The sequence below is a fragment of the Sulfurimonas sp. HSL-3221 genome (genome assembly GCF_021044585.1).
GTDB lineage: Bacteria > Campylobacterota > Campylobacteria > Campylobacterales > Sulfurimonadaceae > Thiomicrolovo > Thiomicrolovo sulfuroxydans.
Window position 1 is genome coordinate 443,782 of sequence record NZ_CP087998.1, and the last position, 15,111, is coordinate 458,892.

12 protein-coding genes and 1 tRNA gene are annotated in these 15,111 nt (G+C 59.6%); 5 read left to right on the forward strand and 8 right to left on the reverse strand.

What is annotated here, in order from left to right; translation table 11 throughout:
- Positions 1-81: 81 nt before the first annotated feature.
- Positions 82-1,512: a type I glutamate--ammonia ligase gene (glnA, locus tag LOH54_RS02230; RefSeq protein ID WP_231020167.1), complete on the reverse strand. Its 1,431-nt coding sequence runs from the start codon at positions 1,510-1,512 to the stop codon at positions 82-84.
- A 126-nt stretch (positions 1,513-1,638) separates the two neighbouring features.
- Complete coding sequence (locus LOH54_RS02235; protein WP_231020168.1) at positions 1,639-2,418, reverse strand: histidinol-phosphatase HisJ family protein; 780 nt, start codon at positions 2,416-2,418, stop codon at positions 1,639-1,641.
- An 86-nt stretch (positions 2,419-2,504) separates the two neighbouring features.
- Between LOH54_RS02235 and LOH54_RS02240 the strand changes: the two genes are divergently transcribed.
- The 5 genes from LOH54_RS02240 to LOH54_RS02260 all read left to right on the forward strand — a co-directional run bounded on the left by LOH54_RS02240 (position 2,505) and on the right by LOH54_RS02260 (position 6,458).
- On the forward strand, positions 2,505-3,794 hold the full coding sequence (locus LOH54_RS02240) for a peptidase U32 family protein (protein ID WP_231020170.1): 1,290 nt from the start codon (positions 2,505-2,507) through the stop codon (positions 3,792-3,794).
- Positions 3,795-3,856: 62 nt separating this feature from the next.
- A complete protein-coding gene (purE, locus tag LOH54_RS02245) occupies positions 3,857-4,351 on the forward strand; it encodes a 5-(carboxyamino)imidazole ribonucleotide mutase (protein ID WP_231020171.1) in 495 nt (164 codons plus the stop codon).
- Positions 4,352-4,527: 176 nt separating this feature from the next.
- A complete protein-coding gene (locus LOH54_RS02250; protein WP_231020172.1) occupies positions 4,528-5,385 on the forward strand; it encodes a damage-control phosphatase ARMT1 family protein in 858 nt (285 codons plus the stop codon).
- A gap of 124 nt (positions 5,386-5,509) precedes the next feature.
- Entirely contained in the window at positions 5,510-5,818 is a 309-nt protein-coding gene (locus LOH54_RS02255) for a hypothetical protein (protein WP_231020173.1), read from the forward strand.
- Position 5,819: 1 nt separating this feature from the next.
- Complete coding sequence (locus LOH54_RS02260; RefSeq protein WP_231020174.1) at positions 5,820-6,458, forward strand: HAD family hydrolase; 639 nt, start codon at positions 5,820-5,822, stop codon at positions 6,456-6,458.
- Here LOH54_RS02260 and proB read toward each other — a convergent pair.
- From proB to mraY, 6 genes are all read right to left on the reverse strand, one after another.
- Positions 6,455-7,234, reverse strand: a complete 780-nt coding sequence (gene proB / locus LOH54_RS02265) for a glutamate 5-kinase (RefSeq protein WP_231020175.1) — start codon at positions 7,232-7,234, stop codon at positions 6,455-6,457. The two genes, LOH54_RS02260 and proB, sit on opposite strands and share 4 nt — an antisense overlap.
- A complete protein-coding gene (putP, locus tag LOH54_RS02270; RefSeq protein ID WP_231020176.1) occupies positions 7,231-8,715 on the reverse strand; it encodes a sodium/proline symporter PutP in 1,485 nt (494 codons plus the stop codon). Before putP ends, proB begins: the two co-directional genes overlap by 4 nt.
- Positions 8,716-12,402, reverse strand: a complete 3,687-nt coding sequence (locus LOH54_RS02275; protein WP_231020177.1) for a proline dehydrogenase family protein — start codon at positions 12,400-12,402, stop codon at positions 8,716-8,718.
- A gap of 159 nt (positions 12,403-12,561) precedes the next feature.
- A tRNA-Phe gene (locus tag LOH54_RS02280) sits at positions 12,562-12,637 on the reverse strand.
- Positions 12,638-12,680: 43 nt separating this feature from the next.
- Positions 12,681-13,910 carry a UDP-N-acetylmuramoyl-L-alanine--D-glutamate ligase gene (gene murD / locus LOH54_RS02285; protein WP_231021211.1) on the reverse strand — a complete coding sequence of 410 codons (1,230 nt, stop codon included), beginning with the start codon at positions 13,908-13,910 and terminating at the stop codon, positions 12,681-12,683.
- Between the two features lie 18 nt (positions 13,911-13,928).
- Positions 13,929-14,990, reverse strand: a complete 1,062-nt coding sequence (gene mraY, locus LOH54_RS02290; RefSeq protein WP_231020178.1) for a phospho-N-acetylmuramoyl-pentapeptide-transferase — start codon at positions 14,988-14,990, stop codon at positions 13,929-13,931.
- Positions 14,991-15,111 lie beyond the last annotated feature (121 nt).

The following is a 15,111-nucleotide window of genomic DNA, read 5'->3' on the forward strand; positions in this document are numbered from 1 at the left end:
ATAGCGAAACTAGGATAAAGGGGGGCTGATTTTAGCGGAAAAAAACAAGAGGGGTTTACCCCCGTAACAGGGGGTATGTGATTAGCACATGTAAGTGCTTTTGAATTCGTAGGCAGTCGGGCGGCCTTCGTCCGGCCATACGTCGCGTTCGAATTTGTAGTGCTGGTACGTCGTGATGAACTCATCCGTAAAGACCGGCTTGAGGAACTCGTTGTCAGCGATAAGGGCTTCCAGCGCTTCGCGGAGGGTATGCGGCATCTGCGGGATACCTTTTTCGCGGATTTCGTCCAGTGTCAGTTCGAAGAGGTCTTCGTCCATCGGACCGACCGGAACTTCTTTGCTTTTGATACCGTCGAGGCCGGCCATCATCATAACGGCAAAGGCAAGGTACGGACATGCTGTAGAGTCCGGGAAGCGCATTTCGATACGCGTCGCTTTTTCGCCCGCACCGTACGGGATACGGCAGGAAGCGGAGCGGTTCTGGCTGGAGAAGGTCAGGATGCTCGGCGCTTCGAAGCCCGGGATCAGACGCTTGTAGGAGTTGGTAGAGGCGTTGGTGAACGCCGCAACCGCTTTCGCGTGCTTGAAGATACCGCCGACGTAGTTGAGCGCCATTTCGGAGAGGTTACCGTAGTTACCCTCTTTGTAGAAGAGGTTCTTGCCGTCTTTCCACAGGGACTGGTGTGTGTGCATACCGTTACCGTTGTCGCCGAAAAGCGGTTTCGGCATGAAGGTTGCCGTTTTACCGTTGAGGTGTGCGACCATTTTGACGACGTATTTGTATTTCTGGACGTTGTCAGCGGCACCGATGATGTCGGAGAAGACGACACCGATCTCGCCTTGGCCCTGGGCAACTTCGTGGTGACCCAGGACGACTTCGAGACCAACTTGCTCGAGGACCATCATCATTTCCGCACGCAGGTCGACCATGGAGTCAGTCGGCGCTACCGGGAAGTAACCGCCTTTTGTGCCCGGGCGGTGACCAGTGTTGTAGGTCTCTTCGAAACGGGTGTTGGAGTTCCACTCACCCTCTTCGGTATCGATGCGGTAGCCAGCTTCGTTGATGGAGTCGACAAAGTGGACTTCGTCGAAGATGAAGAATTCGTTTTCAGGACCGAAATATGCTGCATCGGCGATACCGAGCTCTTCAGCGTGTTTGAGCGCTTTTTTCGCGATGGAACGCGGGCATTTTTCGTACATCTCACCTTTGTAGATGTCATAAACGTCACAGAAGACGATAATGGTCGGATCTGCAGTGAACGGGTCGAGGAAAGCCGTCGGCACGTCCGCTTTGAGGAGCATGTCGGAGCGGTTGATCGGCTGCCATGCTTCGATGGAAGAGCCGTCGAACGGGAATCCGTTTGTCAGGTTGCCTTCATTGACGGCGCTCATGCGGTACGTGAGGTGGTGCCATGCGCCTTTGATGTCTGTGAAACGGAGGTCGACAAACTGGACGTCGTTCTCTTCACAGTATTTAAAGAACTCGTCAATGCTGTTAACGAATTTTCCCATTGATTTCTCCTGTTGTGAAAGTTTGCGGTAAGTATAGCCGAATGTCCTTTACGCTAGCGAACGAGGTGTGATTAAAAATTAGTCAATTTGTCGCTTTTTGTAGGGGAATGGGGAGGGAATGCGCTGTTACAGTGCAACGCTGTAGGGCTTTCTGTTACGGAAATATACACACTCCGTATACCCCGTTTCACGGGCGAGGGCCTCTGCCTCATCTCTGAACAGGCCGATCTGCCCCGGCGTGTGGGCATCGGAGCCGAAGGTGACGGGGATGCCGCGTTCGAAGGCGGCTCGCAGCAGCTCCGGGGAGGGGTAGGCTTCGGCCACGGGCTTGCGGTAGCCCGCCACGTTGATCTCCATCGTCATCCCCGCCGCGGCGACGGCATCGAGGGCCGGGGCCGCGATGGAGACGATGTCGCGTTTGGGCATGAACTTGAACACCTTGATAAGGTCGAGGTGGCCGACGATATCGAAGAGGCCGCTTTTGGCCATCGCTTCGACCTGCCCGAAATAGCGCTCCCAGATGACGTCGATATCCTCATGCTCGTACTGTCCGATAAATTCGGGATTGTCGAACCCCCACTCGTCCAGGAAGTGCACGGAACCGATCAGGTAGTCGACATCGGCATTCAGAACACGCGTGTCCATATGGCCCTCGAGGTAATCGACCTCGTAGCCGAAGAGAATGTCGATCTTCCCCTCATACTTCGTCCTCGCGTCCATGACCATCCCGTGGTACTGTTCCATCTCTTCGAACTTCATACGGTATTTGGGGTCGAAATCCATCGGCGCGTGGTCGGAAAAACCGAAAACGTCGATACCCGCGGCGAGAGCCGCGGCGACGTATTCGTCCACCGAGCCTTCGGCGTGGTTGCAGAGCGAGGTGTGGTTGTGCAGGTCGATTTTCATAGCTTGATTCCCATATTAATTGTGTATTATAGGCTGAGAACCAAGAAGGTCGGGTAAAATACGCAAAAAGATTCAAAGAAAAAAGAATGCATAAAGTTGAACTACTCTCCCCGGCGGGCAACCTGGAGAAACTGAAGATCGCGATCGACTTCGGGGCCGATGCCGTCTACGGCGGCGTCAGCCACTTTTCCCTGCGGATCCGTTCGGGCAAAGAATTTACGATGGAGAGCTTCAAAGAGGGGATCGACTACGCCCATGCGCGCGGCAGAAAGGTCTACGCGACCATCAACGGTTTCCCCTTCAACTCCCAGCTGAATCTGCTGGAGAAACACATTCTCGCGATGGCGGCGTTGGAACCGGACGCTTTCATCGTCGCGACACCGGGCGTCCTGCAGCTGGCGCATAAACTCGCCCCACAGATCCCGCTGCATCTCTCCACCCAGGCCAACGTCATGAACGTGCTCGATGCGAAGGTCTACTACGAGATGGGCGCGCGCCGTATCATCGCTGCCCGGGAGATCTCGCTCAAAGACCTCAAACAGATCAAAGCGGAGCTGCCGGACCTCGAACTCGAAGTGTTCGTCCACGGCTCGATGTGTTTCGCCTACAGCGGCCGCTGCCTTATCTCGACCGTGCAGAGCGGCCGGGTCCCCAACCGCGGCAGCTGCGCCAACGACTGCCGCTTCCCCTATGAACTCTACGCCGCGAACCCGGAGACGGGAACACTGTTCCGGCTGGAAGAGGACCCGGGCATCGGCACCTACATTATGAACTCGAAAGACCTCAACCTCGCTTCGCACATCAAGGAGATCCTCGATGCCGGTGCGGTCGACTCGCTGAAGATCGAGGGACGCACGAAGGCGAGCTACTATGCCGCCATCACCGCCAAGGCGTATCGCATGGCCATCGACGACTACTATGCGGGCCTGGAACCGAGCGAACGCTACCAGGAGGAGCTGAACACGATGCAGAACCGCGGCTTTACCGACGCCTACCTCGTCAACCGCCCTTTTGAGAAGCACGACACCCAGAGCCTCGATTTTACGATGCAGATGGGGACCCACCAGGTGAGCGGCATGGTCACCGAAGACGGCGGGCACTTCCTCTGCAAGTATACGACCCGCCCCGGCGACGAGGCGGAGATCGTCGCGCCATGGGATGCGGTGCTCTCTCCCTACGAGAACGAGTACGGGTCGATTTTTGAGCGCGACGGACGCTGGTATGTCCGTTTCAATAAGCTCGTGGCGGAAAACGGACGGGAGTGGGATGCGGTGCACAGCGGCAACGTCAACCCCATCGCCCTCCCGGGCACACTGCCCCAATACAGCTTCCTCCGCATCCCCGCCGACGGGATCGACCAGTCACCGCCCGTCTAGCGGCGCCGCTAACGCCAGCCGTGAATTCGCTATAATTCCGCATCAAAATACAGGGGCATGAAATGAAATTCGTTTCAATCATTATCGGATCCAAGAGTGACTATGACGTCATGAAATCGTGTGCGGATACGCTGGAAACCTTCGGGGTACAGTATGAACTCATCATCTCCTCGGCGCACCGTTCGCCGGAACGTACCAAAGAGTACATTCTTGAAGCGGAAGCCAAGGGGGCCCAGGTTTTCATTGCCGCGGCGGGCATGGCGGCGCACCTCGCTGGCGTCCTGGCCTCCAAAACGGTCAAGCCGATCATCGGCGTGCCGATGAGCGCCTCGGCGCTGAGCGGGATCGACGCGCTGCTCTCCACCGTTCAGATGCCGGCGGGCATGCCGGTCGCGACCGTCGCCATCGGCAAAGCGGGTGCGATCAACTCGGCGTACCTCGCAATGCAGATCATGGCGCTGGAGAGCGAAGACCTGCGCATCAAGCTCCAGGAAGACCGCGTAGCCAAGGCGAAAAAAGTCGAGATGGACTCCCTCGAGATCGAGACCAAGTTGTAATTGAACGCCGTCAGGAACAAGTCCCTGACGGCTACGCTCAGCCGCTGTGGCGCTGAAGCACAAAACAAGGGTACCGCTCGCGTAGCGATGTGTCCCTGAACGCTGCTGTGTCCTCGTTCCTGCGGAATTCCGCTAGGCTACATCGGCAGCGTCGTAAACCAAGGAAAGTGATTTAGATGAAAATCGAAAATGCCTGTGTCGAATGTATTATCGGGCAGACGCAGCGGGTGGCGGATGCGATCGGGGCTGATGACGCTCTCCGCGAGAAGATCCGGAAAGACGTTTTGGCAATGTCGAACGCGTTCGATTTTGCCAAGTCGCCGCCGGAAGTCGCCCGGGAAGTCTACGAACATCTGGCCGTGCTCGCCGGGAAAAAGGACCTCTACGATGAGGTCAAGCGCCACTCCTCCGAAAAAGCGAAAACCTTCATCCCTTTCCTGCGCGAACAGATCGCCAAGGCTGACGATCCCTTTCTGACGGCCGTCAAAGTCGCCGTTGCCGGGAACGTCATCGACCTGGCCGCCGAGGTGAGCTTCGACCTCGACACGGAAATCGACAAGCTCTTCCATACCCACTTTGCCCACGACGACGTCGATGCGTTGCGGCAGCGCCTTTCCGGTGCGAAGACGCTGCTCTATATCGGTGACAACGCCGGCGAGCACCTCTTTGACGCCCTGGCGATCGAAGCCGTTGCCGCGCTTTACCCGCAGCTCGCGATCACCTACATGACCCGCGGCAAGCCGATTATCAACGACGTCACCTTCGACGAGGCGATGGCGGACGGCCTGGCGGAGGTCGCTACCCTTGTCGACAGCGGCGTCGACACCCCGGGCTTCGTCTACGAGCGCGCGTCGGAGGAGGCGCGGCGCCTTTTTGACGAGAGCGACGTCGTGCTCACCAAGGGGATGGGCAACTACGAATGCCTCTCCCCCTCGCCGCGCGGCGACCTCGTCTATCTGCTCAAAGTCAAATGCAACGTCGTCTCCCGCTCCATCGGCGCGGAGATCGGCAGCATTATCTGCAAACTCGTCTGACATACCAACCCGCTTTTCAACCCGACCCGGCCGTTTATGGTATGGTTTCACAAAGGCATATCCAAATCCCACGCATGGGTTTTAGCTATGCCCTGAAAAAGGAACTGCAATGACGGGTGAAATGATGATTAAGTATATTGTACTCTGCGACGGGGATCTGGAGATTAGTGTTACGTTGGCGGATCTGCTCCAGAACGAAGCGGTTGCACGGGCGATCAAAAATGCCTATGCCAAGGGAAAAAGGGATATCGAGGCCGTGGTGACGGACCCCGGCGCGCTGACGATCAAGAACAAAAAGGCGCTCCAGACGGTGACCATCCCCAAAGAGAGTTTTATGGATGCGCTGACCCTCGCAGAAGAGGACGCGAAAGCCAAAAAGCTTTTGAAGAAAGGGTGCGACCGCATCGAGATCGTCGATATCGAGACCCTCTGACGTGCGAGGCAAAAAGTACATTCTCTTCGATAACGACGGCGTCCTCGTCGAGACCGAGGCGTGGTACTTCCGGGCCAACGTCGAAATTCTGAAAACCATGGGCATCACCCTTGAAGAGGCGCGTTACCGCGAGATCATGATCAACGGCCAAAGCGCCTTTCTGCTCGCGGAGGAGGCGGGGTACGATACGGAAACGGTCGAAGCGGCCCGCAGCAGACGCAACGATCTCTACCAGCACTACCTGCAGACGGAGGAGATCGCCATTCCCGGGGTGCACGAGGTGCTTGACGCCCTCAAGGAGCGCTACCGGATGGGCATCGTCACCTCGGCGCGGCGGGAGGATTTTGAACTGATCCATGCGGGCAGAGGGATCACGCACAGCATGGAGTTCGTCCTCTGCAGCGGCGAATATGCCCGTGCGAAACCCTATCCCGACCCCTATCTGAAAGGGCTGGAACTGCTCGGCGGTGCAAAGCATGAAGCTGTTGTCGTCGAGGATTCGCAGCGGGGGCTGCGTTCGGCGGTGAGCGCGGGGATTGAGTGCGTCATCGTCGAGAACGCCTTTACGGCGCAGCACGACTTCTCAAACGCGACCCACCGTATCGGCACGATCGAAGGGTTGCTGGGGCTGCTGGATTAACCTGCCGCCTGCGGCCGCGGTTCAAAGAGCGTCCCCAGCGTCTGTTCGCCGTGGATCAGGAACTGGACCGCCGTGGAGAGTTCGAAGCCGTTGCAGAGGAACATCCGTTTCCCACGCCGCAGCAGGAAGTCCGCCGCCATCAGCTTGGTGACGATCCCGCCGGTGGCAAAGGGGTCGTTGGGCGTGGATTCAGCCTGCAGTGCCTCCGGCGGGACGGCGTGGAGCACACGGTGGCGTTTCGCGTCCTCATGTTCGCGGGGGTTTTTGTCGTAGTAGCCGTGGATGTCGCTGAGGATCACGAGCAGATCGGAATCCGTCGCATAGGTGACATGGGCGGAGAGCTGGTCGTTGTCCCCGAAGAGCTGCTCGGGGGTGGAGGTGATGTCGTTTTCGTTGATGATGGGGAGGATGTCATTGGCCAGGTGCGCGTTGATGATCTCCTGGAACATCGCCGTGCGTTTGCGCGAATCGAAGTCGTCCTCCGTCAGAAGGATCTGCGCCGTATCGATATGGTAGGTGTCGAACTCTTTTTTGTAGCTGCTCATCAAAATGGGCTGACCGGCGGCCGCCAGGGCTTTTTTGCCGACCCGTTCGCGCTTGTCGAGTTTCAGCGCGCAGTAACCGGCCGCCACCGCTCCCGATGTGACGAGGATGACATCGTACTGCCCGCGGATGTCGGCGATCATCTGTACGAGGGCGAGGATACGCTCCCTGGCGATCCGGTTGCCCTCGGTGAGGACGGCGCTGCCGACTTTGATGACGATACGTTTGCTCACACCTTCCCTTTTTTGCGTCTGAAATCGCCGCTTGTCTCTTCAACGCGGTGCAAGATCGATTCGGGGACTGGGGACGTTACCGGTGAAACGAGCCTGATGGCCATCCAACCGGCCACAAATCCCGGCAGCAGTTCGTAGAGGTCAAAAAGACCGCCTTCGAGCTGTTTCCAGACAATGACCGTGAGAGCGCCTGTCACCATGCCGGCAATCGCCCCGCCTTTGGTAATGTCGCGCCGGTAGAGGGAGAGGATGATCAGCGGTCCGAAGGCCGCCCCGAAGCCGGCCCAGGCATAGGCGACGAGGGAGAGGACGCTGGAATTTTTGTCCGTGGAGAGGTACCAGGCGATCAGGGCGATCGCGATGACCGTGGCCCGTCCGACCCAGACCAGCTCCCTGTCGGTTGCGTTTTTGCGCAAGGTGGCGTGGTAGATGTCCCGCGTCAGGACCGACGAGGAGACCAGCAGCTGCGAATCGATCGTGCTCATGATGGCCGCGAGGATGGCGGCAAGGAGGAAGCCGGCGATCCAGGGGTCGAAGAGCAGCTGCGAGAGGGTGATAAAGATCTTTTCGGGGTCGGCGAGGTCTGTTCCCGACGAGACGACGTAGGCGAGGCCGAAGAAGCCGACGGCCAGGGAGCCGACAATGGAGAGGCCCATCCAGCCCATGCCGATCGCCTTGGCGTGGTGCATCTCGTCCTCGCTGCGGATCGACATGAAGCGCACGAGGATGTGGGGCTGCCCGAAGTAGCCCAGCCCCCAGGCCATCAGGGAGAGGATGCCGATGACGCCGGTGCCGTGGACGATGTCGAGGTGTGTCGGGTCGATCGACTCGATGAGGTCCAGGGCGGCGGAGAGGCCGCCGAGGTGGGTGATGACGACCGCGGGCGTGATGATAAGGGCGAGCATCATCAGGATTCCCTGGATGAAGTCGGTCCAGCTGACGGCGTTGTAGCCGCCCAGGAAGGTGTAGGAGACGATGATGATGCTGCCGACGGCGAGGGCGACGGCGTAGTCGAGGTGGAAGGTCGCTTCAAAGAGCTTTGCCCCGCCGACGAGGCCCGAGGAGGTGTAGAGGGTATAGAAGAGCAGGATGACGAGGGCCGTGATGACGCGCAGATGGCCCTTGGCATCGCCGAAACGGTTGGCGAAGTAGTCGGGGATCGTGATCGCATCGTCAAGGCGGTGGGTCATGATGCGCAGCGGCCGGGCGACGTAGTGCCAGTTCAGGTAGGCGCCGATGAGCAGACCGACGGCGATCCAGCTGCCGGCGATCCCGTCGCTGTACATCATACCGGGCAGCCCGAGCAGCAGCCAGCCGCTCATATCCGAGGCCCCCGCGCTCAGCGCCGTCACGCCGGGACCGAGACCCCGCCCGCCGAGCACGTAGTCGCCGAGGTCCGCGGTTTTAAAGTAGAAATAGAGGCCGATGGCCACCATCACGAGCATGTAAAGGCCGAACGAGATCAGTACGGGTGTCTGCATTTATACCTCCTCATCCGGGTGCAGGCCGGCAATGCCGAGGTTGCCGTAGCGGTGGTAGCTGTTGGAGATGCTCTGTTCGATGAAGTAGTGCATCAGTTCGATCCGCCCGTGGGCGACGAATGCTTCCTTGGCGATGTAGACGGCCCGGTCGGCCACGGCGTCGAAGAGGGCCGGGGAGACGATCTCCGGGCGGAGGAAACGGACCCGTTTGTAATGGGGGATCCGGTCGATGAACACCGCCTCGCTGTCGCGGGTGATGGCATCGTGCTCCCCGAGCAGGCTCGCCTGCTTCGATTCGAGCCAGAGGAACTCCGGCTGCCGGGAGTGTTCGGGCAGGGAGATGTGCAGCCGTGCACCGACCATCCTGACGGCCATGATCGTGGCGAGTGACTCCTCGAGACTCTCCCCCTCCTCGAGGCGCAGGAGGACGCTCGCGACCGGCAGGTAGCGGATAACGTTGGACTCCCCGCGGATATGGGCGTAGTCGTGGGGTTTCATAAACTCGGTCTCGTGCCAGTGCGCGAAGTGGCAGAGGTGGCGCAGGGCCTTCTCGCACTCGTCGTGAAAGACCGTATCGCGCTGGAGCATCACCCGCATCCGGTCGGTGAAGGGGGTGGAACAGGACTCGTAGAGGTTGGTTTCACGGTAGGTGATATCCATAAACTGGCTGACGTAGTTGAAGCCGCCCGCTTTCCTGCCGCTGCCGATGGCCGATTTGCGCATCCCGCCGAAGGGCTGCCGCAGCACGATCGCCCCGGTTGTGCCGCGGTTGATGTAGAGGTTCCCCGCGAGCAGCGCCGCTTTCCACTGCTCTTGTTCGCGGCGGTCGAGGGACTCCAGCCCGGAGGTGAGGCCGTAGCCGGTGGCGTTGACGATCTTGATGGCGTCTTCGAGGTCCTCGGCGCGCATCACGCTGAGTACGGGGCCGAAAAGCTCGTTCATATGGCAGAAATCCCCCGACGCGGTTCCCCAGCGGATGGAGGGTTTCAGCATATAGGGGTTGCCCCGGTCGGCGTAGTCGGGTGAGAGCAGCCACTCCTCTCCTTCGTCCAGGGCTTCGAGGGCCTGTGCCAGTTTGCCCGCTGGGCGGTCGACGAGGGTACCGACGCGGTTGCCGAAATCCCAGACGGAACCCGTCTGCATCGACTCCGCCGCCTCTTTGAGCTGCCGTTTGTACTCTTCGTCGTCGTAGAGCTCTTTTTCCAGCACAAGCAGCGAGGTCGCCGAGCACTTCTGCCCGGAGTTGTGAAAGGCCGAGGCCATGACGTGGCCGATTGCCTGGTCTCTGTCCGCCATCGCCGTGACGATGGTAGCGTCCTTGCCTCCCGTCTCAGCACTCAGGTGGATGTCGGGACGGGCCTTGATGATGCGGTAGGCCGTCTCTTCGCCGCCGGTGAAGATCGTGAAATCGATCGCGTCGTTGGGGATCATATGCTTCCCGACTACTGCTCCGCGTCCCGGGATGAACTGCAGGGTGTTCATGCTGACCCCCGCATCCCAGAAGCATTGGCAGAGCCGGTAGGCGGTGAGGATGGAGGCTTCGGCGGGTTTGAGGATCACCGTGTTGCCCGCCGCGAGGGCCGCGGCGATGCCGCCGGTCGGGATGGCGACGGGAAAGTTCCAGGGGCTGATGACGAGACCGACCCCTTTGCCTTTGGCCTCTACTCCCGTCAGCCCCGCCAGCTTGGTGACACTGTAGGGGTAGAAGTTGACGAAGTCGATCGCCTCGCTCACCTCCACGTCGGTTTCGGTAAAGACTTTGCCCACCTCCGCCGCGGCGATGCCGATGAGGTCGCCCCGGGCAACTCGGATCGCGTGGGCGACCTCCATCATGATCTTTTGGCGCGCGTGGGGCGTCAGTTCCCGCCAGCCGTCGGGGTCGGCTTGGGCCGTGGTAATGGCACTTTTCATATCTTCGGGGGTCGCTTCGACGTAGGCGCCGGCGTGTTTGTTCTCATGGTACTGGGACTTGTCGATGACCGTGACCGTTTCGTCGCGCTTCACGACCTTCCCGCCGACAACGGGGTAGGCGTTGTAGCCCCCCTCGCGCTCGCCGATATGCTGCCATTTGTCGCGGAGCGCTTCCGCCCAGGCGCGGTTGGCGGGAAGGATGAAATCCGTATCGGGCTCGTTCTCGAAATGGTAGAGGGCGGGATCGATATCGGTTCTTACGACCGGCCGGGTACGGTCCTGGGTGCGGTTGGGCGCTTCGGACACCGTGGGGATAAGGGCGACGGCATCGTCGAAGGTCTTGACGAGCTGCTCCCACTCCGGTGTGTCCACCCTGAGCCCGAAACTGTGGCGCAGGAAGTTCTGCTCGGCGGTGTTCTCATCAAAGCGGCGCACGAGGTAGGCGATGGCGTTGGTAAAGGTCTCCTTCGTCGCCGTCGGGGCGTAGAGGATGACGTTGCGCCCCTCGGCTTTGAGAAGGCGGTAGGCCGCTTCGCTCATCCCCTCGAGCATCTCGGCGGTGACATAGCGTTCAACCCCGCGCGCCTTCGCCAGCAGCATCGCCAGGGCATGGTCGAAGAGGTTGTGCGAGGCGACGCCGGTATGCACGTAGGGGGCGACGGCGGGGTCGAGCAGGTAGTCCATCGCTTTTTTGTAGTTGGCGTCCGATTCCGCCTTGTGGGCGTAGGTGACGTTGGGCCAGCCGCGAAGCGATGCCTCGGTCAGCTCCATCTCCTGGTTGGCCCCCTTGACGATGCGGATCTTGATCGGCGCGCCCCCGGCGTCGACGCGGGCTTTGGCCCAGGCGGCCAGTTCACGGATAGAGGTGAGGGCATCGGGGAGGTAGGCCTGGACGACGATGCCGGCATGCAGCTGCGCGAACTCCTCCTGGGAGAGGACTTTTTTGAAGGCGTCGATGGTGATACGGACATCGCGGTACTCCTCCATATCGAGGTTGACGAACTTGGGCTGCGTCTTTCCCTCCCCGTCGCGGCAGGGGTTGGCGATGGCCGCGCGGTAGACCCGCTCCAGCCGGGAGGAGACATGTGTTACGTTGTTGTCGTGGGCGAGGGGCAGGATCTGCGAGAACATGTTGGAGATCTTGAGCGAAAGGTAGTCGATATCCGGGTTCTCAAGCAGCGCGATATATTTTTCAACCCGGCGTTCCGCTTCGGCCTCGCTGTGGACGACCTCCCCGATGACGTTGATGTTGACCCGCGTTCCCTCTGAGCGGCGCGCTTTCATATGCTTGGAAAGGACGGGGTCCTCCCCCTGGATGACGATAGCGCTGATGTCGTTGCGCAGGTAGTTGATGAACATCGGGACGGAAAGGGAGCTGACGTAGATGCCGACGTCGCGGAAGAGCCAGACGAGGATCTGCTCGAAGTGGCTGAAGAAATCCGTACTTTTGTATTTTTCGAAGATGTACTCGAGCTGGTCGGCGACCCGGTCGGGGTTCTTGGAACGGAAGCTCTGGTCAAGCAGCTCGATGAGGAAGATCTTGTTAATTGGGTTTTTCAGCATGCGCTGCATCATCGTATGCAGACGTTGCTCCTCCTTCCCGATATGGTGCGAGATCTCCTCCTGCCACCGGCGGGCGACGGCTTTTGTCTCTTCGAACAGTTCGGAGGGAATGGGCATCGGCAGGTCCTTCATGCTGGTGTGGATTGGCCCCGTACAGATGAAAAATACGGGGGGCGGAGTGATGACCGGCTTCTTGGCGGCACCCTCCGACAACTGATAGGCCCTACGATAACATATTAGGTTTAGTGCAAGCTAAAATTTTTCTGGGAGGGTTTGCGAAGGGGGCATGACAGGCAAAGGAAAAGCAAAAAATATAAACAGGCGGTGATTGTTCTTATAGTGATAAATGTGTGTGGGGAAAATGTTGTTTCGTGGTGGCCTGTCTCGGAATCGAACCAAGGACACAGGGATTTTCAATCCCTTGCTCTACCGACTGAGCTAACAGGCCATTCATTTAAGAGGCCGAAATTATAGCAACGGCATATTGAAGCCTAGCTTAAATCGGCGACGGCTTCTTTAAACGTGTTACCGCGCACGGCGTAGGAGGGAAACTGGTCCAGGCTCGCGCAGGCGGGGGAGAGCAGGGCGACGCTCTGCTGCGTATGCACGCCGGCGATGCGTTTGACGGCTTCGGTCAGGACGCCGCAGCTCTCAAAGGGGATACCGAAGCGTTCGCTGAGGGCGTCGAGCTTGGCCTGGTTGCTGCCGATCGTATAGAGGGTGACGTCGATGTCGGCGAGGGCTTCGAAGAGCGGCGTCATATCGACCCCCTTGTCGTCGCCGCCGACGATGAGGTGGATGGGGCGGTCGGCGTAGCGCCGGACGGCGGCCAGGGCCGCATCGATATTGGTCGCCTTGGTGTCGTTGACCCAGAGGCGGTTCTGCGTGTCGCTGAACTCCTCCTGGCGGTGCGGGTCGAGGACAAAGGCGTTCATCTTGGCATAGTCGATCCGGTCGAAAAGAATGCGGTCGACGGCCATCGCCAGCAGGGCGTCGAGGAGGAAGGGACCTTTAAAATGAATATGGTCGGTCTCGAAACCGAAAAAAGCGGCGAGATCGTCGGTATCGTCGTAGGGGATGACGAAGGCGTCCGTCGGGGTGTCAGCATAGGCGCGCGGCAGCAGGACGGTCTCGCCCTCGCGCATCTGCGCCAACGGCTTCAGTTTGTCGTCGATGTAGGCCTGTTCGCTGCCGTGCCAGCTCAAGTGGTCCGGGGTGATCGGCAGCACGACGTAGAGGTCCGGTTTTGCCTCGTGGGTGTAGTGCAGGGTAAACGAGCTCGTCTCCAGGACCCAAAGCGGCGACGCGGCATCCAGCGCGGCCAGGGGAGTGCCGATGTTGCCGCCGGAGAGTGCCCCCTTGTCGGCGAGGAGATGGGTGAGCATCTGCGTCGTGGTCGTTTTGCCGTTGGTCCCGGTGATCCAGACGGTAAAGGGTTTCACGCCGGGCGTGAATGGGAGACGCGCCAGCGGAGAGAGGAAAAGGTCGTACTCGCTGACGAGGTGTTCCGCTTTCCTGATCAGCGGATGTTCCGGGGGGATACCCGGCGAAGGGACTTCCAGGTCGGAGTAACGCGGATCGAACTCCGCCGTGGGGCGGACGCGGTTCCCCTCCTCGTCGGTAAAGGGCTTGTGGACGTGGTCGTCATAGAAGGTGCAGGGGCCGAAGGCCTTGGCGATCGCCCGGGTCGTAACGCCGTAGCCGAAAAGGGAGGTGCGGATTTGCTGCATCAGGTGGCCTTAGCGGATTTTGAGGGTAATGAGCGCGGCGAGGTTCGAGAGCATGGCGATGATCCAGAAGCGGACGATGATCTTGTTCTCCGCCCAGTTCTTCATCTCGAAGTGATGGTGGATGGGGGCCATCAGGAAGACCCGCTTTTTGCGCAGTTTGAAGCTGCCGACCTGGATGATGACGGAGACGGTCTCGATCACGAAGATGAACCCGATGAGCAGCAGCAGGAACTCGCTCTTGGCGACGATGCCGAGGTAGCCGATAAAGGCGCCGATGGCGAGCGAACCGCTGTCGCCCATAAAGACCTCGGCCGGGTGGGAGTTGAACCAGAGAAAGCCGATAAGCGCACCGATGAGCGCCGCGGCGACGACGGAGGCTTCTCCGACGGGGAAGTTCGGCATCAGCAGGTAGGCGGAGAGGCCGGCGTGCCCGATAATGTAGACGAAAATGCCCAGGGTCATCAGGGCAAAGACGGAGGGCACCGTCGCCAGGCCGTCGAGCCCGTCGGTGAGGTTCACGGCGTTGGAGGCCGCGACCATGACGAGGGACCAGAAAAAGAGGGCGAAAAGCTGCATGTCAAAGAGCGGGTACTTGTAAAAGGGGACATACAGTTCCGTATCCAGTCCCGCCGCGAAACGCAGGAAAAGGGCGCCTACAAGGGCCGCGGCGATCTGGAACAGCAGTTTGGCACGGGCCGTGAGGCCCGCCAGGTTGTGCTGCTTGTCGATCTTGGCATAGTCGTCTTTGAAACCGATCAGCATAAAGAGCGCGAGCACGAGCATCCCGCCCAGGGCGAAAAAGTTGTCGTAGCGCACGGTGATCGCCGACGCGATCAGGGTTGAAACGATAAAGACGACACCCCCCATCGTCGGCGTCTTCGCTTTCTCGCGGTGGCGGTCGGGCGCGTAGTCGTTAATGGGCTGGACGCTGGAGGTCTTCTGCGCCCAGCGGATGAAGCGGGGCATCAGGAAAAGGGTCATGCAGAGCGCCAGGAAAAAGGCGACGCCGGCACGGACGGTAATGTATTGCAGCAGGTTGATATCCAGAAGTTCGTAAAACCAGTAAAGCATTATCTGTCCATAAAGAGTTTTCACTAGGTTGTAGTGATAAAGTGAGTAAAAAGTGCTATTTTAATATAATTGCCGTCATTATATGTTTAAGGGGATTTCCGGAGTTCCGACAGCTCTCGGA